Source organism: Geitlerinema sp. PCC 7407 (assembly GCF_000317045.1).
In the GTDB taxonomy this organism is placed as follows: Bacteria; Cyanobacteriota; Cyanobacteriia; order PCC-7407; family PCC-7407; genus PCC-7407.
In genome coordinates this window covers 931,384-948,798 of record NC_019703.1, presented here as the reverse complement: position 1 = coordinate 948,798, position 17,415 = coordinate 931,384, and the positions used below count along the sequence as shown (strand labels likewise).

The window sequence follows — 17,415 nt, the reverse complement described above, 5'->3', positions numbered from 1 at the left end:
AGTTGAAGCTAAGGTCGAGCGGGCTTTTGCAAGCGATCGCCGCCTAGGAATCAACGAACCTGTTGCGCTAGTGAGGCTGCATCTTCGAGAAGCTGCCTTTCCTGTAAGTTGGGCAGCTGGCCTGTCATTACTGCGTCTTGTCTAAAGGGACTTGAGCAGCAGCCTGCTCAGTATCCTTGGCTTAGACTTTGCCTGGAAGTAGAAGATTAACGTTGGGAAACGGTGATCGTTTCTTTTCGTTAATTGGCCTCAACTCCAGCTAAGTTCCCCTGCCGTCGGCGCTCACTATACTGTTCTGTTTTGCAGTGAGCGATCGCCTGTTAATGCTTGAGAAATCTTGGTTTCAAGAGATCTCTTTCGTTGGGAGGAACTTCGCAACCCGATTTTGGCGACAATGAAACACTATAAACAATTTGCGTAACGTTGTCTAGAGCAGTTTGGCGGCCAGAATTTTATTTGTCCAAACAAACTGAACCTTACGGAAGAAGCACAGAGTCTCAGTGTACGGCATGGAGGCGGGGCAGATAAATGAGATTTTGGAGAAAGCTAGGGGAGGATCTAAGCTTCGGTTTGGCAGGGCTGCGGAGCGGGTTAAGATTGATAACGTCTACGGGTTACGTGACAGTGGGCCTTACAGCAGGATTAGCGTGCCATTTGGGCCTGTTTTGGGGCATGCAGCTTGGCACTGATCCTTGGCTGCAATGAGATCACTGAAAAACTGTGACCCAAGGGATTTACAAGAGCGTTTAGCAGTTGAGGAAGGCGAGCCTATGGCACTGTTGACGACGGGCAGACAGTTCATCAAGAACCTAGAGCAAGCGGGCGCTTTGGGCGTCTACGCTCCACTAGAGGGTGGTGCCGAGGGACGGTATCGTCGGCGGGTGCGGGCTGCGGGATATAGCATGGTTCAGCTGACGTCCCGCGGTCTGGGAGATCCAGCGAGCTTTTTGATGGGAATTCACGGCGTTCGGCCGCCTCACCTGGGGAAAAAGGAGATTCGGACGCAGTATATTCTGCCGCTGCTGGAGTACCACTTGGAGCACCTGCCTGCCAATACGAAGGGGCTGGTGCTGTGGCTCTTGGAGGGAACGGTGTTGTCCCGCCAAGAGCTGGAGTACTTGATCTCGCTGACCCAGCAAAATCCGAAGCTGAAGGTCGTGGTGGAGATGGGGGGCGATCGCACCTTCAAGTGGAAGTCGCTGCAAGATGTGGCAGCAGCCTAGCAAACGGTCTCAGTGAGTACTAGAGCGGAGAAGCCGAGGGGCTCGATCCTAGCGAAGCGATGGCTTCGGGTGGATGGACTCAGAAGGGACGAAAAACCAACTTTTCTCGGCTTCTCTCCTCATTTTTGGCTGTGCAGATTAGCATGTAAGGGTGACACATTTGCACTATCCCTTACGGTCTTTGCGAGAGGGGCGCTGGTTTAAGCTCATTTGCGGTGCAAGTTTCCAGCATCTCCCAGCTGTTCGTAACCTGACTTTGGCCTATGCCCTAGCAGGTGTTGATTGCGTTGATGTTTCGGCGGATCCGGCAGTGGTGTCCGCGGCTCAAGATGGATTGAGGGTTGCCCAGGAGCTGATCGCGGAGGCCCAGTCGCGAGGATTTGGGGCGATCGCGCGTCCTTGGCTGATGGTGAGTCTCAATGATGCGGAAGACCCCCATTTTCGCAAGGCAACGTTTGATCCCCAGCGATGTCCAGCGGACTGTTCGCGGCCTTGCGAGACAATTTGTCCGGCCCAGGCAATTATCTTTGAGCGCGTTCCAGATCGGTTCTCAGGGGTGATTGACCAGCGCTGTTATGGCTGCGGTCGCTGTTTGCCGGTTTGTCCGATCCAGCAGATTACGGCTCGATCTTATGTTTCAACCCCAGCGGCGATCGCGCCCCTGGTGCTCCAAAGTGGCGTCGATGCCCTGGAGATTCACACACAGGTAGGCCACTTCGCCGACTTTCGGCGGCTCTGGGAGGCGGTGGCACCTTGGGTTTCTCAGCTGAAGCTGGTGGCAGTGAGCTGTCCGGACGGAGAGGGCCTCATTGACTATTTGCGATCGCTCTATGAGGTGATGGCGCCGCTGCCCTGCGCGCTGGTGTGGCAGACCGATGGGCGTCCGATGAGCGGTGATATCGGGGATGGAGCTACCCGGGCAGCGGTCAAGCTGGGGCAAAAGGTTTTGGCGGCGGGTCTGCCCGGCTTTGTGCAGCTGGCGGGAGGAACCAATCGCCACACAGTGGTCAAGCTCGATCAGCAAAGCTTGCTCAATCCCCAGCGCGCTGGGGGCGAAGCGGCGGCGATCGGCCAGTACATTTCGGGGGTGGCCTACGGGAGCTATGCGCGATCGCTGCTGGCACCCCTCCTCGAAGAACTCGATGGCAGCCCCGCAGTTTTGCAGATGGAGGCGATCGCCCAAGGCGCTCACCGGTCAGAGATCCCCAAACTCGAGACCGGCGATCGCGGGGGCGATCGCCTGGAAAACACCCCTGACCTGCTCTGGCAGGCCGTAGCCGCCGCTCACGCCCTTGTCGCCCCCCTCAAGTTTGGCACCCAAGCCGCCCCCCAAAAGGCGCCAAGGCCTCCAGCACCTACCTAGAGTTGCGACCGGCTTCTTCGTTGCACAGTCCCCGTTCCCCAAGCATCATGGTCAGTCCCAACGGCACCAACTTCTTCGAGCAATCCGACCTTTCGACTCCTGCCTCTGTCTCGCCTGAAACAATGACCCAAGCCCCCGGGCAACCCAGCAGTGACTTGCCCAAACTCCTGGCCATTCTTCCCGTTGAGCTCCAGCAACGGCTCGATCAGCATCCCCAACGGGACAAGCTCGTCGAAGTTGTCCTTGACCTCGGGCGCCGTCCCGAGGCTCGCTTCCCGGGAAAAGCTGAATATCTCTCCGATCTGCCCGTCTCGCTAGAGGACATCGACCACTGCCTTGCCCGCATCAGCAGCTTTAGCGGGGACAACCGCGCCGGTATCGAGCGAACCCTGCACCGGATCAGCGCCATCCGCAACCGGAGCGGCGACGTGATCGGCCTGACTTGCCGCGTAGGCCGCGCCATCTTCGGCACCATCGGCATGATCCGCGACCTAGTCGAGACAGGCCAATCAATCTTGCTGCTGGGCCGACCGGGCGTCGGCAAAACCACCGCGCTGCGGGAAATTGCCCGTGTGCTGGCAGACGACCTGGAAAAGCGGGTCGTGATTATCGACACATCCAACGAAATTGCGGGGGACGGCGACATTCCCCATCCCGCGATCGGCCGGGCGCGGCGAATGCAGGTGGCGCGGCCCGAGCTCCAGCACCAGGTCATGATCGAGGCCGTGGAAAACCACATGCCCGAGGTGATCGTGATCGACGAGATCGGCACCGAGCTAGAGGCCCTGGCCGCGCGGACCATCGCAGAACGCGGGGTCCAGCTGGTCGGCACAGCCCACGGTAACCAGATCGCTAACTTGATCAAAAACCCCACCCTGTCGGATCTCGTGGGCGGCATCCAGTCGGTCACGCTAGGAGATGACGAGGCGCGCCGGCGGGGCAGCCAAAAAACGGTTTTGGAGCGCAAAGCGCCGCCCACCTTTGAGATTGCGGTGGAGATGCTGGAGCGCGAGCGCTGGGTGGTTCACGAAAACGTGGCCGACACCGTGGACCAGCTCCTGCGGGGACGCCAGCCCAATCCCCAAATTCGGACGGTCAGCGAAGGCGGCAAGGTGACGATCACGCGGGAGCTTTCGCGTCCCGAGCCGGAGAGCCCTCCGTCTCGAGGGGGCCGCGCAGGCTGGCGATCGTCTGGGCAGATGGTGCCCCCACCGCCCCAGGCGCGGCGGGAAGCGACGCGGGAGGAGAGCTACTTTGAGCAGCTGCTCAATGAGTCGCTGCCGCCGCGATCGCGCCTTGACCAGAGCCTGCTAGAAGAGGGCGATCGCCCAGAGCGCATTCCTGGCCCCAATGGGGAAGAGCTGCCGCTGTACATCTACCCCTATGCGGTCAGCCGCCAGCACCTAGAGCAGGTGATTCAAACCCTGAATTTGCCGGTGGTGCCGACCAAGGATCTAGATGGCGCTGACGCGATCTTGGCCCTGCGATCGCACATCAAAAACCACGCCAAGCTGCGCCATCTGGCCCGCAGCCGGCACATCCCCATCCACATCATCAAGTCCAATACGGTGCCTCAGATCGCCCGGGGACTGCGGCGAATGCTGAACATGGACGACCCCAGCAACCCGGAAGCGGTCGATCTGCGCCTGTTTACGCAAAAGGGCAGCGATGACGAGCTAGACGCCCTCGAGGAGGCCAGACTCGCTGTGGAGCAGATTGTGCTGCCGAAGGGACAGCCCGTCGAGCTGCTGCCTCGCTCCGCCGCCGTGCGCAAGATGCAGCACGAACTGGTGGAGCACTATCACCTCAAGTCCACGAGCTTTGGCGAGGAGCCCAATCGGCGTCTGAGGATTTATCCGGCCTAGGCCGACCCAGCGCAACTGGACTATCTATTCAAGGGTGAGCTGCAAAGGGGCGAGAAAATCTCGCCCCTTTGCGCATTGGGGCTTAATCGCCGAAACACCAGGTAAACAGGGCCAGCAGCAGCGTCAAGCCCAGCCAGGTCGGTAAATGCAGCCAGTCCAGCACGATGATGGGAGCGTAGGCGAAAAATTTCACCAGGCTCAGGGCTAGGGTGAGGGTGGCGAGCATGACAAGCAAAGACATGGGTTGGCAGAGCTCCTAGAAGAAGGTCTCGGGCGGCTACTGGGGCGATCGCCGGTAGAAGGGGCGCTTGACCACGGTGCCGGGGCAGGCTTTGCCGCGAATTTCGACGGCGATCGCCTGACCGACCTTGGCCAGGTGCGGCGGAACATAGGCCAGAGCGATCGCCCGCCCCAGACTCGGAGCCCACGTCCCGCTAGTCACAATGCCCACGGGCGTTCCTTCTGCCAGCACCGGATAGCCGTGACGAGCAATGTTGCGCCCCTCCATCTGGATTCCCACCAAACGTCGGGGAATGCCTGCTTCCTGCTGCGCCTCCAGAGCCGCCCGCCCGATGAAGTCCCCTGCGCGATCGAGGTGCACCAGCCACCCCAGTCCAGCCTCCCAGGGCGTGGTTTGGGCATCGATGTCTTGGCCATAGAGGGCCATGGCCGCCTCCAGGCGCAGGGTATCGCGGGCGCCCAAACCGCAGGGGGTCATCCCCGCCGCCACCAGCTGCTGCCACAGCAGCAGACCCGTGGCTGGCGGCACCATCACCTCGAAGCCATCCTCTCCGGTGTAGCCCGTGCGCGCCACGAAGGCAGGCTGCCCCAGCACCCGGCCCTCGCGATGGCCGTAGCGCTGGATCGCGGCCAAGTCGAGATCGGTATGGGGCTGTAGCAAGGCCAAGGCTTCGGGGCCTTGGACCGCCAGCAACACCGTCTGCGAAGATTCGTCCCGCAGCTCGAGGGCAGGATTCTCCAAATGGCTAGCAATCCAGTCGTAGTCCTGCTGACGGGTCGCAGCATTGACGATCAGCAGGGCTCGCTCCGCTCGATCCGGCGCTTGGCCCTGGTAGTAGACGATGAGGTCATCCAGGATACCCCCCTGCTCATTGAGGAGGACGGTGTACTGAGCGGCCCCCGGCTGCAATGATGCCAGATCCGACGGCACCAGACGCTGGAGGGCAGTCATCGCTCCGGGACCGCGCAGGATAAACCGGCCCATGTGGGAGATGTCAAAGATGCCGCTAGCTTGCCGGACAGCTTGGTGCTCTTGGGCGATGCTGGCGAACTGGATCGGCATTTCCCAGCCTGCAAAATCGGTCAGGCGGGGCTGGAGAGCGGCGATCGCCCCGTAGAGGGGCGTGCGAGACAAGGAAGCGTGGCTAGCCAAGGGGCGACCTCAAAAAGTCTGAGCGTTTGTTGATTAAGACTCTACCGGATAGCCCGCAGCGGCGATCGCCGCCTTGACGGCCTCGGGGGACTGCTGGGTTTCCACCTGGACGAGTTTGGTTTTGGGATCAGCAGCGATCGCCGCGTTGGGATCGAGCTGCGTCACCGCAGCGGCAATGGTTTTGGCGCAGGCATCACAGGCCATGCTGGGCACCTTGAGTTCCAAAGTCATAAAATCAATCTCCAATCAAAAACCGATAGGATTCACAGTTTCTATTGTGAAGTCTCGACCGGACTAGAGAGTCAAGGGTTTCTTCTGCGGCGATCGCCCGCGCTTTTCAAAGGCAGACCCTTCACGGACAATAGCGAAAACGAACTTCCTCGGCACTCGCACAGAATGGACGGACAACAACTTGCTCAGCTGCTCATCAACGGCATTGCCGTGGGCAGCATTATTGCCCTGGCAGCCGTCGGTTTGACCCTCACCTACGGTATCTTGCGGCTGGCCAACTTCGCCCACGGGGACTTTATGACCCTGGGGGCCTATCTGACGCTGCTATTTAATGGCTTTGGCATCAATGTCTGGGTAGCCATGGGCCTAGGAGCGGCGGGCACCGTGGGCGCGATGGTGCTGAGCGAAAAGCTGCTCTGGGCACCGATGCGGGACCGGCGAGCCACCTCAACGACCCTGATTATTATTTCCATTGGCCTGGCGCTGTTCTTGCGCAACGGAATTATTTTCCTGTGGGGCAGCAGCAACCAGGCCTACGATCTGCCAGTTGCCGCAGCGCTGAACGTGTTTGGGCTCCGGATCGCCTACTACCGCATCGTGGTGGTGGTGATGGCGATCGCGGCGATTTTGGGCCTGCACTACCTCCTGCGCAACACCAAGATCGGCAAGGCCATGCGGGCAGTGGCAGACAACCTGGATCTAGCGCGGGTGTCTGGCATCAATGTGGATCAGGTCGTCCTGTGGACCTGGGTGATTGCCGGGACGCTGACGGCCCTAGGAGGCGGCATGTACGGCCTGATCACGGCGGTGCGGCCCAATATGGGCTGGTTCTTGATTTTGCCGATGTTTGCCTCTGTCATTTTGGGCGGGATTGGCAACCCCTACGGCGCGATCGCCGGGGCCTTTGTCATCGGCATTGTCCAAGAGCTGAGCACCTATTTCTTGCCCACCGAGTACAAGCTCGCCGTGGCCCTGCTGGTCATGATTGCCGTGCTGCTGTTTCGGCCTCAGGGCTTGTTTAAGGGCACGATGTAGCCTAGGCGTTTTCTCCGGCGTGGTAGGAGCTGCGCACCAAAGGCCCCGATCGCACGTGGCTAAAGCCCATGCTGCGGGCGATCGCCCCCCAGCGCTCGAACTCCGACGGCGTCCAGTAGCGCTCCACCGGCAGGTGGGCCAGGGATGGCCGCAGGTACTGCCCCAAGGTCAGGCGATCGCAGCCGACCTTCCGCAAGTCCTGGAGCGTCTCCAAAATTTCTGCTTCGCTTTCCCCCAGGCCCAGCATCAGGCCTGACTTGGTCGGCAGCTCCGGGTTGAGGTCTTTGACCATTTCCAGCACCCGCAGCGATCGCTCGTACTTCGCGCCGCGCCGCACCGGCCCCTGGAGCCGCCGCACCGTCTCCAGATTGTGGTTGTAGCACACCGGCCCCGCCGCCACGACCGTGGCAATGCGCTCGTACTGGGCCTGCACCGCCGCTGCTTCCTGGGGATGGCCGCCCCAAAAGTCGGGCGTCAGCACCTCAATGGCGATCGCCGGATTCTCCTGGCGCACCCGCTCCATCACCGCCGCAAAGTGCCCCGCTCCCTGGTCCGGCAGATCGTCGCGGGTCACCGATGTCAGCACCGCATAGCGCAGCCCCAGCAGGCGCACCGACTCGGCGATTTTTTCCGGTTCCTGGGCATCGAGGGGCATAGGCGAGTGCCCTTTATCCACCTGGCAAAAACCGCAGGAGCGCGTGCAGGTCGGCCCCATCAGCAAAAAAGTCGCGGTTTTTTGGGCATAGCACTCCCCCCGATTGGGACAGCGGCCCTCCTCGCAGATGGTGTAAATCTGGCGCTGCTTGATGATGCGCTGCACCGTCGAAATCTCGCTAGCCTTGCCGATCGGGCGTCGCAGCCACGGCGGCAGCTGCGTCCACTCCGGCCGCTCAGGGGCGATCGCCCCTGACGCTTCAGGCATCGAATCCGACTGTCTCTTCGGAGAGGTCATCGCAGTCCCTTTCACGCCGCCCACCACAACAACTTCGGGCGATCGCGCTCTTCCCAAGATAGCGGTTTCTTCAGCCCATCTTGTAGTTCTGCCGTCCCTTCCCCCAGCAGAAATTTCTGATGGGAAACGGGTACCTTAATTCCAGGCGCCCAGGCAAATGAAATAATGGGTCAAAAGCCCGCTTTCTGTCCCTTGTGCCCTGGCTCAGGCGATCGCCCCCGCAGACCTCTTCACCTTCTCCGCCCCCGTCTCCCCCCAAGATTTCCTGCCAAAATCCATCGGTGAAAGCAGCAAAAAGCTATAACCTTTATCAGTAGCTCAGATCTCCGTAGCTCAGACCTTCAATCAACCTCAGAGGAGTCAGTCGTGGCAAGTCACAAGATCCTGGTCATTGATGACAGCAAAGTCATCCGGATGCGCGTTCGGGACATGCTGCCCAAGGGAAACTTTGAAGTCCTCGAAGCCAAGGATGGAGTGGAAGGACTGAATCTGATTCGCCAAGAGCACCCCAACTTGATCATGCTCGACTTCCTGCTGCCCAAAATGAGCGGCTGGGAAGTTTTCCAGCACATCCAAAGCGATGCCACGCTTCAGAGCATTCCCCTCGTGCTCATGTCAGGGCGCAAAGAAGAAGTCACCGAAAAACTACAAGAACCCTTTGAGTTCTTTGAATTCATCGAAAAGCCCTTTGAGAACAAAGAGCTCATCGATGCCATCAAATCCGCCATGGCCAAGGCGCGGCTCCCCCGCACCGGCAAGATCGCCGCTCCTGCCGCCGCAGCCACCGCTCCTGCCGCCGCAGCCGCCGCTGGCGGTGGAGCCGATGCCGCCGAGGTCAAAGCCCTCAAAGAGCAAGTCGCCAGAATGCAGGCCGAGATCAACGCCCTCAAGAAACAAACGGCGCAAATCCTGGCTTTCATCAAGCAAAAGCTCAAATAGCCCCGTCAGTCGAGCTCGCGGCGACCTTCTAGGGCGCGGGCCAGGGTCACTTCGTCGGCATACTCCAAGTCGCCGCCCATCGGCAGCCCAAAGGCAATCCGAGTGACCCGGGTGAAGGGCTTGAGCAGCTGACCGACGTAGAGCGTCGTCGTCTCCCCTTCGACGCTGGGACTAATGGCCAGGATCACCTCCTGGATTCCGTTTTGGCTGACCCGACGCACCAAAGGCTGAATATTGAGCTGGTCTGGCCCGATGCCGTCCATGGGCGAAATCAGCCCCCCCAGCACGTGGTACTTCCCTTTGTACTCGCGCGTCCGCTCCAGCGCGATGACATCTCGGGAGTCGGCGACCACACAGACCGTGGTGCTGTCGCGGCTGGGAGCCCGGCAGATTTCGCACACCGGCTCGGCAGACAAGTGAAAGCAGACAGAGCAAACGCCCACTTGCTGCTTGGCCTCCACGAGGGCCTGAGCAAGGGCATAGACTTCTTCTTCGGGGCGCTTGAGGATATGAAGAGCAAGCCGCTGAGCCGTTTTAGGCCCAACGCCCGGAAGACGCTGAAACTGTTCGATTAGGCGGGCAAGGGGACGCGTGTAAACGGGAAACCTCCTTTGGGTCGGGGGATACCTCACCTATTTTGCCATTCCGCTGGGGAAGGCTGGGGCGATTTCGCGAGGCGATCGCCCCTTTTGTGCGATTGGATACGTTTCGCTGGGCAGGTCTCCTCTATTAATTCGAGTACTGAATGCAAATCTTTGAATTCAGCATTCGCTCGATTTCCCGTACGACCCTCAGCTTGGAGTACCCACCCCCTAGATGTCTGACCATCCCAATCAGCGGTTTCCAGCAGCGCTATTCAACCCGGAGTTTGCCCAAACCGCTTGGAAGGTGGCGCTGGTGGTGGGGACCGTGCTCTTCACGATCAACCATGGCCCTGCCCTCCTCCAGGGGAAAATGACCCGGGAGCGCTGGATTTCGGCGGCGATGACCTACATGGTGCCCTACATGGTCAACGTCCACGGCCAGTCTGTGCGGCGATCGCGCTCTACCCCCGCGCCCCCCAAAGAGCTCGAGAAAGTGGGCCGCCCCTAAGCCCGATGCTTCAACGCTCAAGCCAGGCGCGCATTTTGCCCGGATTGAGCAGGCCGTAGGGATCTACTTGCTCCTTGAACTGGAGCTGCTCGCGGTTAATGGTTTTCATGCCGCCGTCTTCGAGGATGTACGTGTGGGGATTGAAAATGAACGCTCCCCGCTCCTCGTGGTAGCGAATGATCTCATTGAGGCGCTCTTCGGTGGTGTAGCGCACCAGCTGTAGGGCCGCAGGCCGCACCTTGCCGTGGAATCGCAGAAACTCCAGGTGCAGAAGCACCTCATCCCCGAAGTGGTGGTAGAGATGATCTAGGAACGCAAACTCTGGATCCGGAGGCAGCAGAGTCTGGAGATAGGTAAAGTCTGGATCGACGCTGCGGGCATGGAGCGTGGTGTGATTCCAGGTAAATTCGCCGATCGCCGTGCCCCGGTGGGTATCCTGGGCCGGCTTGTCGTAGCAGATCGTGCCGCCGTACTCCCGCACGAGGTCCTGGAGCGGCTCTAGGGAGGGCTCAGCCACCATCAGCAGGGCGCAGTGCTGCCCTTCCGGAATGCGATCGCGAAACGGCACAAAGTAGCTAGGAATCGGCCAAGCGTGAATGCTGATCAGCTTTTTGATAATGCCGTCCGACTCTCCGAGGGCCTGACCAAAGCGGGCCGCCGCCAGAAAATCTTCGAAGGCGACGATCAGCTCGGTCCAGGGGTAGGCCGGGGCCAGGGGCATCTCCAGTTCCACAATGATGCCGTTGACGCCGTAGGCGTGGTTGACCTTCTGGACGTCGTCTCCCCGCAGCTCGATGATGCGGGGCTCGTCCTCCATGGTGACGACCTTGAGGGCCTGGAGATTGCCGCGATCGCGCAGCTGGCCGTAGGTAATCGAGCCAATGCCGCCACTGCCCCCTGCAATGAAGCCCCCGATCGTCGCCGTGCGGTAGGTCGAGGGCACCATGCGCAGCTCCCAGCCCTGGGGGCGCGCTTCTTTGTCAAAGGCCGCCATTTTCACGCCGGGCTCCACGCAGGCCAGCCCGGGCCGGATCCAGTGAATCTGGTTGAGACGGCTCACGTCCAGGATGATGCCGCCCTGCAAGGGCACACACTGGCCGTAGTTGCCGGTGCCCGCCCCGCGCACGGTCAGGGGCACCCGATGCTGGACGCAGACCCGAGCCACCTGGAGAATCTCGTCAACGTTGGCCGGACGCACCACCAGGTCGCCCCGCTTATCGCTCAAGAGGGGCACCAGCACCGGGCTAAAGGTGTAGTAATCCTGGGAAAGCTTGGTGATCTGGGCCGGGTCTGCGATCAGCTCCAGATTGACCAAGTCGCGCTGGACAGCGTCCCAGTTGATAACAGGCGAAGGCGTTGCGGTCATGACAGCTCTAGAAAAGTAGGCAAGGAATTTAAAGGGGGTTTAGCCGAGGCTCCAGCAAGGCTCAAGCGAGGTCCAAGCAATCCACCAGGGGTTCAAGCCCGGGGGTCTAGGACCCGCCGACCAGATCGTCCAGCTCGGCGTAGTCGGGCAGGGTGGTGTCGATGGGCTGGCCCTGGCGCAGCACCACGCGATCGCCCTGGGGACGCGACAGCAGCTCGCTGTAGCTGCGCCCCCGGAACAGCACCAAGTTGGCTGGCAGCCCGGGCGCAATGCGGCCCACCTGAGGCAGCCCCATCAGGTCCGCAGCGGTTTTGGTGACGGCCTGGGGCCAGTCGCCGTAGGGGCGATCGAGATGGGCGATTTTCACCGACTGGCTAAACACTTCGAGGACGTCGTGATCGCCGAAGCTGTGGAAGACATCCCGGCAATTGTCGCTAGCCAGCGCCACCGGAATTCCCTGGTGCTTGAGCTCGTGGATCAGGGTCACGCCTCGCCAGCGGGGGGTCGTGGCGATCGCCCCTGGCAAGCTTTCTGACAGATTCACCCAGCGCTGAGACGCACTTTGGGCGCGATCTTGCAGATAGAGATTGCACATCGGCAGGCTCACCACCCCGGCCCGCACCTGCTGGAGCGCCCGGATCGTCGCCATCACCGCCTCGGGCTGCTGGACCGCCAGGCTACAGCAGTGCCCACAGACAATCTGCTGCTCAAAGCCATTGCGGAGGGCCGCCTCAGCGATGTAGCGCAGGGTAATGCTGCTGGGGTCGCCGGTCTCGTCCGTGTGGAAATCCAGGGGCAGACCCCGCTCCTGAGCCAGCTGAAACACGCGATCGAGCTGCTGGGGCAGCTCCGGGTGCATCAAGACCAAGCCCCCTAGCACGCCCCCAACCTCCGCGATCTGGTCGGCGAGGCGATCGCCCAAAGGCGTCAAAAAGGTATCAATCGAGGTCAGGGTGACCGCCTGGAGCTCCAGGCGACCGGCCCAGGCGTCCTTGAGCGCCCGAAACACCGCCAAGTTCGTTGTTGCCAGCCCATTGTCGTAGCAGTCGAGGTGGGTCCGCAGGGCCTGGGTCCCGTGGGCATAGCTACAGCGCAGCCCAAACTCCATGCGGCGGTAGAGGTCTTCGAACTGCCAGTGCTGGGCGGCGTCCTGCTTGATTTTGGTGATGGCCGACTCAAAGGAGCCGTCGGGGTTGGGGGTGCGCTCCCAGGTGTGGCCCTTGTCCAGGTGGGTGTGCAGATCGACAAAGCAGGGCCAGACCTGACCGCCGCGCCAGTCCACCGCCGGCTGCGGGCGATCGCCGTCTCCGGCCGCCGCGATCTGGGCGATCGCCCCGGCGTCAATTTGCAGATCCACCCGCACCAGATCATCGCGATCGCGGGTCGCCAAGAGGCCAGGATCCACCCCTTCCAGCAGGGCTGCCGGAACCCGGACATTGCACAGCCAGTATGTCGTCGCCTTCGGAATCATGCTCAATTTAACGCCCAGCCCCAGCAAGTCAGCGCGATCTAGAGGCAGCGATCGCCCCCGCGCGCTCTTTCCATTCTTGACCAATTTTTTCGAAAAAACAGCGGCCCCGCGGCCCCATTCGCGATCTGGGGCCTAGCGATCGCGGCGCACCGCGCTCTCGTGCCAGTGACGCAGCCAGTAGTCCGACAGCACCGTCAGCAGCACAAAGATGACGACCCCCAGCCCCGTGGTCATCAGCAGGGCCGCGAACATGCGCGGAATCTGGAGATTGTAGCTAGAAATCAGAATTTGGTAAGCGATCCCCGATCGCACGCCGCCGGTGCCCGCCACAAACTCCGCCACCACGGCCCCGATCAGGGCCAGCCCGCCGCTGATGCGCAGCCCCGCCAGGAAGTAGGGCAGAGCGCTGGGCAGGCGCAGATACAGCAGGGTTTGCCAGCGCGAGGCCCGGTAGAGCCGAAAGAGGTTTTGCAGGTTGTGGTCGACGCTGTTGAGGCCGAGGGTGGTGTTGGCGACGATGGGGAAGAAGGCCACAATCCAGGCGCAGACGACCAGAGCGGCAAAGGTGTTGTTGCGCAGCCAGACGATGATCAGGGGGGCGATCGCCACGACGGGGGTCGTCTGGAGGATCACCGCGTAGGGAAACAAACTGCGCTCGATCCATTTGCTCTGGGCAAACAGCACCGCAATCAGCAGCCCCGAAACCACCGCCGCTCCAAAGGCCACCACCGTGATCTGGAGGGTGATCAGCAGGGACCCAAACAGCTCGCCCCCCTCCGTCCCCAGGGTCTGGAGCACCAGCAGCGGCCCCGGGAGCAGGTAGGGCGGCACATCTAGCCAGCGAACCAGTCCCTCCCACAGCAGCAGGCTAGCGAGGCCCACCCCCGCCGGGGCCAGGACATCCGCCGAGAGCAGCCGAGACCTCAGGCGCTGGATTCTAGGACGCCTCTGGGGCGATCGCACCGGGGGCTTGGGTTTGGGCACACGAAAAGGGGCACCGGAGGGGGGCATGGCAATTTCGTTAGAGCGTCAAACAGGCGAATCTAGAACGCCGGGGTCCGCCAGGGGCGAAGGGGCGATCGCCTCGGCCAACGCCGCCGACACTCGGCGGCAGTACTGATTGAACAGGGGGGAGGTGCGAAAGCTCTCCGAGCGGGGATAGGGCGCTTCGATGGGGATATCCGCCACCACCCGGCCAGGCCGCGCCGCCATCACCACCACGCGATTGGAAAGATACACCGCCTCATAAATGTTGTGGGTGACAAAAACCACCGTCCAGCGCATTTCGCTCCACAGGGCCAGCAAGTCTTCGTTGAGGCGGCTGCGGGTGATCTCGTCGAGAGCGCCAAAGGGCTCATCCATCAGCAGCACCTTGGGGCGAGTGACCAGGGCTCGGGCGATCGAAACCCGCATTTTCATGCCCCCCGATAGCTCGCGGGGATAGCAGCGCTCTGCTCCCTCCAGGCCCACCCGGTGCAGGGCCTCGCGAGCGGCGATCGCCGCCTTGCGGGGCGGCACCCCGGCCAGCTTGAAGGGCAGACACACATTCTCTAGGACCGTCGCCCAGGGCATCAGCGCCGCCTCCTGAAACACAAAGGCCAAGCCGTGGCTCTCTTGGGCCTCGGCATTGCGCGATCGCACCGCCGCCGCAATGCCGGGATCTGCCCACTCCACCTGGCCCGATGTGAGGGTACCGAGACCCGCCATCAGCTGCAGCACCGTACTTTTGCCGCAGCCCGACGGCCCCACCAGGCTGACGAACTGAGACTCTGGCACCGCCAAATCCAGATTTTCGAGGGCCACCGTCCCGTTGCGGTAGACCTTCGTCACCTGACTGAGCCGAATTGCTGGGCGATCGCTCATACCCCTTTCCTCCCTGGGGGAGCCCACATCCCCTTGCCTCCGATCTCCCGCATCAAACCCTCCGATCGCACCGCCACTGTCGCTTTGCTCTCCGTTCGGCCTACGCCTTGTAGTACTCCGGTCCACGATTCACAAACTTCAGCGTGTACGCCTTGCGGTAGTCCGTCTCTGGCTTCAAGATTCCCACCGACGCCATCTCGTCAAAGAACGTCTTCCAGCGCTCCTCGGTCATCGCCCCAATCCCCAAGCGCAGGGCGTCCGGCCCCAACACCATGGCATATTCCTTCATTTTTTGAAGGCTAAAGGCCAAGTGCTCATCGCTCATTTCGGGGTTTGCCTGCTTGATGAGCTGATTAGCGGGAGTTGGGTTCTCCAGGTAGCTGTACCAGCCCTTGATCGACGCATCCACAAAGCGCTGCACTAGCTCGGGGTTTTGTTCAACCAGCTCTGTCTTCGCCTCGATGGTGGTCGAATAAGGCGTGTAGCCGCTATCGGTCAGCAGCAGGACCACGGGCTCAAATTTGCCCTGCTTCTCGATGGCAAAGGGCTCAGAGGTGGCGTAGCCCTGCTGGGCCACGGTCTTGTCTGCCAGAAAAGGCCCCGGGTTGAAGTTGTAGGGGCGTTTTTGGTCGTCGGTGAAGCCGTATTTGGCGCGCAGCACCGGCCAGTAGGTGGCATTTGCGGAGGCCGAGACGTATATGGGGCGGCCCTTGAGGTCCGCTAGGGTGGTGACGCCGGTGTTGGGGTGGGCGATCAGGCACTGGGGATCTTTTTGGAAAATCGCCGCAACCGTCACTTTGGGGATGCCTTCTTCGACGGCCTTGATGGCGTCGATGCCGTAGCCCATGAACAGGTCCACTGCGCCGCCCATCAGGAGCTGGGTTCCGCTGGGCAGCTGAGGCCCTCCCATTTTGATCGTGACATCCAGGCCCGCTTCGCGGTAGAGCCCGGTTGCCACCGCCTGGTAGAAGCCGCCATGCTCAGCTTCGGCGACCCAGTTTGTACCAAAGACCAGCTTTTCGAGGCCGTCGGCGCTGGCCGAGGGGCTGCTGGAGCGATCGCTGGGCAGCCCTGCACAGGCCGCCGCTAGACTGCTGCCCAGGGCCAGGCCGCTGTACTGCAAAAACCGACGCCGATTGAGCTTTGACAGGCTCAGACGAGACCGAGATGTGTGATGCATGGTGCTTCCTCAAGGAACGGGGCCACGGGGGGACGCGGCCACTCACTGGATCAAAAATCGGGACGATGCGGGTCTCTGACAGGGGGTCGAAAGCCTCAACCCCGTAGGTAGCATACAACTGAGGCTCCGTTTCGGGAGAGGGCGATCGCCCAGCTCAAGCAGCGCTGGGGTCCATGCGGGGCGATCGCCTAAAGCGCGATCGCTCCGACAGCCAGGTAGCTTCGCCACGCCTGCCAAAAGGTATAGCCTGACAGCAGGGTCAGCAAGGTACAAAAGGCGATCGCGATCGCCCGGTCGGGCAGCTTGGGCAAAAAGCGCGTGCTCACCTGAGCCCCCAGCAGCCCCCCGGTTCCCAGCAATAGCCCAGGCCACACTAAAACATGCCCATTCCAGGCATGCCCGAAAGCCGCCGAAATGGCTGTCATGACGATCACAGCCAAGCTGGTTTGGATGGCCATTTTGATCGCTTCTCCCAAAAACAGCATTTGCAGGGGCACCAGCACCACGCCGCCCCCCACCCCAAACAGCCCCGCCAGCAGACCAGCCCCACCGCCCGTGAGCAGCTGCGCGAGGCGGGGGTTGAGGCGGGCCTGGGGCGGCACAGCGGCCGCCAGCAGGGAGCGCCGTAGCTGCATCAGGGCGATATTGAGCCAGAGCACCAGGCCGAAGGCCAGCAGAAGCAGGTAGGGGGCGATGTAGTTGGCGAGGAAGGCTCCGATCTGCGCCGTCAGCAGGGCTGGCAGGCCCAGGGCCAGAACCTGCGGGAAACGCAGGTAGCCCATGCGCCAGTTTTGGAGGCTGCCGGAGAGGGAGGTGATCAAAATGGCGAGGCTGCTGGTGGCGACGGCCTGGACGGGGGCAAACCCCAGGGTAACCATGAGGGGCACCAGAATCGTGCCGCCGCCGATGCCGAGAAATCCGGCCAGGATCCCCGCGAGGAACCCCCCAATGGCCAGGCCACCCATCACCAAGGGTGCGATGTCGTCGAGCACGCTGAGCTGGCTCCAAGAAGACATTGAGCTACAAAACGATCAGCTTAGCGCGATCGCTTGATTTCTACGGCTCTGGGGGCAACAGGCGAGACCGGGGCCAGAAATTGGGCGATCGCTCACTGTAGCAGCAGAAGATCGACAAAATTGGCGGCTGCTCGCAGCAGCGTTAAATCTTTTGGGCAGGGGAGGTCCATCGAGTAGATCCCCTTGGTAGCTTTCTAGCAGGGGGCGATCGCCCTTGCACAGGGCACTGGGCTCTGCCAAAGCACCCACCTGAGCCCCAAAATCAGCTCAGAAATCAGCGCGACTAGGCTCTCCCATCAGAGAAATTCAGATCTCTCAGCCAATTTGCGGATTCTCCCCACAGTTCGTACGGACTCTCCAAGATTTTGGGAAAAATAGCCCTTAAACCCGCCACCTGTTTCCCCGCTTGCCAAAGGGCCTCGACTT

17 protein-coding genes are annotated in these 17,415 nt (G+C 61.5%); 6 read left to right on the top strand and 11 right to left on the bottom strand.

The genetic code is table 11. The features are described from left to right. The first annotated feature begins 770 nt into the window (after positions 1-770). The 3 genes from GEI7407_RS04005 (at position 771) to GEI7407_RS03995 (ending at position 4,451) form a co-directional block, all read left to right on the top strand. Entirely contained in the window at positions 771-1,223 is a 453-nt protein-coding gene (locus GEI7407_RS04005; RefSeq protein ID WP_015170847.1) for an NAD(P)H-quinone oxidoreductase subunit N, read from the top strand. A 151-nt stretch (positions 1,224-1,374) separates the two neighbouring features. After that, positions 1,375-2,586, top strand: coding sequence for a circadian clock protein LdpA (gene ldpA / locus GEI7407_RS04000; protein ID WP_015170846.1), 1,212 nt, complete (start codon positions 1,375-1,377; stop codon positions 2,584-2,586). A 47-nt stretch (positions 2,587-2,633) separates the two neighbouring features. Next, positions 2,634-4,451 carry a R3H domain-containing nucleic acid-binding protein gene (locus GEI7407_RS03995; RefSeq protein WP_015170845.1) on the top strand — a complete coding sequence of 606 codons (1,818 nt, stop codon included), beginning with the start codon at positions 2,634-2,636 and terminating at the stop codon, positions 4,449-4,451. A gap of 82 nt (positions 4,452-4,533) precedes the next feature. Here GEI7407_RS03995 and GEI7407_RS21300 read toward each other — a convergent pair whose 3' ends face one another. The 3 genes from GEI7407_RS21300 to GEI7407_RS03985 are packed head-to-tail and all read right to left on the bottom strand — an operon-like array spanning position 4,534 to position 6,075. Beyond that, positions 4,534-4,692, bottom strand: a complete 159-nt coding sequence (locus tag GEI7407_RS21300; protein WP_015170844.1) for a hypothetical protein — start codon at positions 4,690-4,692, stop codon at positions 4,534-4,536. Between the two features lie 36 nt (positions 4,693-4,728). Continuing rightward, entirely contained in the window at positions 4,729-5,844 is a 1,116-nt protein-coding gene (gcvT, locus tag GEI7407_RS03990; RefSeq protein WP_015170843.1) for a glycine cleavage system aminomethyltransferase GcvT, read from the bottom strand. Between the two features lie 33 nt (positions 5,845-5,877). Next, the gene (locus tag GEI7407_RS03985; protein WP_015170842.1) at positions 5,878-6,075 is read right to left on the bottom strand and encodes a heavy-metal-associated domain-containing protein; all 198 of its coding nucleotides are present in this window, start codon (positions 6,073-6,075) and stop codon (positions 5,878-5,880) included. Positions 6,076-6,240: 165 nt separating this feature from the next. Between GEI7407_RS03985 and GEI7407_RS03980 the strand changes: the two genes are divergently transcribed. Further along, positions 6,241-7,110 (top strand): branched-chain amino acid ABC transporter permease, encoded by an 870-nt coding sequence (locus tag GEI7407_RS03980; RefSeq protein WP_015170841.1) that lies wholly within the window; start codon positions 6,241-6,243, stop codon positions 7,108-7,110. 1 nt (position 7,111) lies between these two features. Here GEI7407_RS03980 and lipA read toward each other — a convergent pair whose 3' ends face one another. Beyond that, on the bottom strand, positions 7,112-8,032 hold the full coding sequence (gene lipA / locus GEI7407_RS03975; RefSeq protein WP_051030672.1) for a lipoyl synthase: 921 nt from the start codon (positions 8,030-8,032) through the stop codon (positions 7,112-7,114). Between the two features lie 396 nt (positions 8,033-8,428). On the opposite strand from lipA, the gene GEI7407_RS03970 reads away from it, so the two are divergent. Continuing rightward, complete coding sequence (locus GEI7407_RS03970) at positions 8,429-9,001, top strand: PleD family two-component system response regulator (RefSeq protein WP_015170839.1); 573 nt, start codon at positions 8,429-8,431, stop codon at positions 8,999-9,001. A 5-nt stretch (positions 9,002-9,006) separates the two neighbouring features. Here the strand turns inward: GEI7407_RS03970 and recR are convergent, their stop codons facing one another. Beyond that, positions 9,007-9,633: a recombination mediator RecR gene (gene recR, locus GEI7407_RS03965; RefSeq protein ID WP_015170838.1), complete on the bottom strand. Its 627-nt coding sequence runs from the start codon at positions 9,631-9,633 to the stop codon at positions 9,007-9,009. Between the two features lie 184 nt (positions 9,634-9,817). On the opposite strand from recR, the gene nrtS reads away from it, so the two are divergent. Then, positions 9,818-10,093, top strand: a complete 276-nt coding sequence (gene nrtS / locus GEI7407_RS03960) for a nitrate/nitrite transporter NrtS (protein WP_015170837.1) — start codon at positions 9,818-9,820, stop codon at positions 10,091-10,093. A 10-nt stretch (positions 10,094-10,103) separates the two neighbouring features. On the opposite strand, the gene GEI7407_RS03955 is transcribed toward nrtS, so the two are convergent. The 6 genes from GEI7407_RS03955 to GEI7407_RS03930 form a co-directional block, all read right to left on the bottom strand. Next, entirely contained in the window at positions 10,104-11,459 is a 1,356-nt protein-coding gene (locus GEI7407_RS03955) for an FAD-binding oxidoreductase (RefSeq protein WP_015170836.1), read from the bottom strand. A 106-nt stretch (positions 11,460-11,565) separates the two neighbouring features. After that, a complete protein-coding gene (locus tag GEI7407_RS03950; RefSeq protein ID WP_015170835.1) occupies positions 11,566-12,930 on the bottom strand; it encodes a cytosine deaminase in 1,365 nt (454 codons plus the stop codon). Between the two features lie 132 nt (positions 12,931-13,062). Then, positions 13,063-13,941 (bottom strand): ABC transporter permease, encoded by an 879-nt coding sequence (locus tag GEI7407_RS03945; protein WP_015170834.1) that lies wholly within the window; start codon positions 13,939-13,941, stop codon positions 13,063-13,065. A gap of 18 nt (positions 13,942-13,959) precedes the next feature. Continuing rightward, on the bottom strand, positions 13,960-14,793 hold the full coding sequence (locus GEI7407_RS03940; protein WP_015170833.1) for an ABC transporter ATP-binding protein: 834 nt from the start codon (positions 14,791-14,793) through the stop codon (positions 13,960-13,962). A 100-nt stretch (positions 14,794-14,893) separates the two neighbouring features. Then, positions 14,894-15,973, bottom strand: coding sequence for an ABC transporter substrate-binding protein (locus tag GEI7407_RS03935; protein WP_015170832.1), 1,080 nt, complete (start codon positions 15,971-15,973; stop codon positions 14,894-14,896). 188 nt (positions 15,974-16,161) lie between these two features. After that, positions 16,162-16,989, bottom strand: a complete 828-nt coding sequence (locus GEI7407_RS03930) for a sulfite exporter TauE/SafE family protein (protein ID WP_015170831.1) — start codon at positions 16,987-16,989, stop codon at positions 16,162-16,164. Positions 16,990-17,415 lie beyond the last annotated feature (426 nt).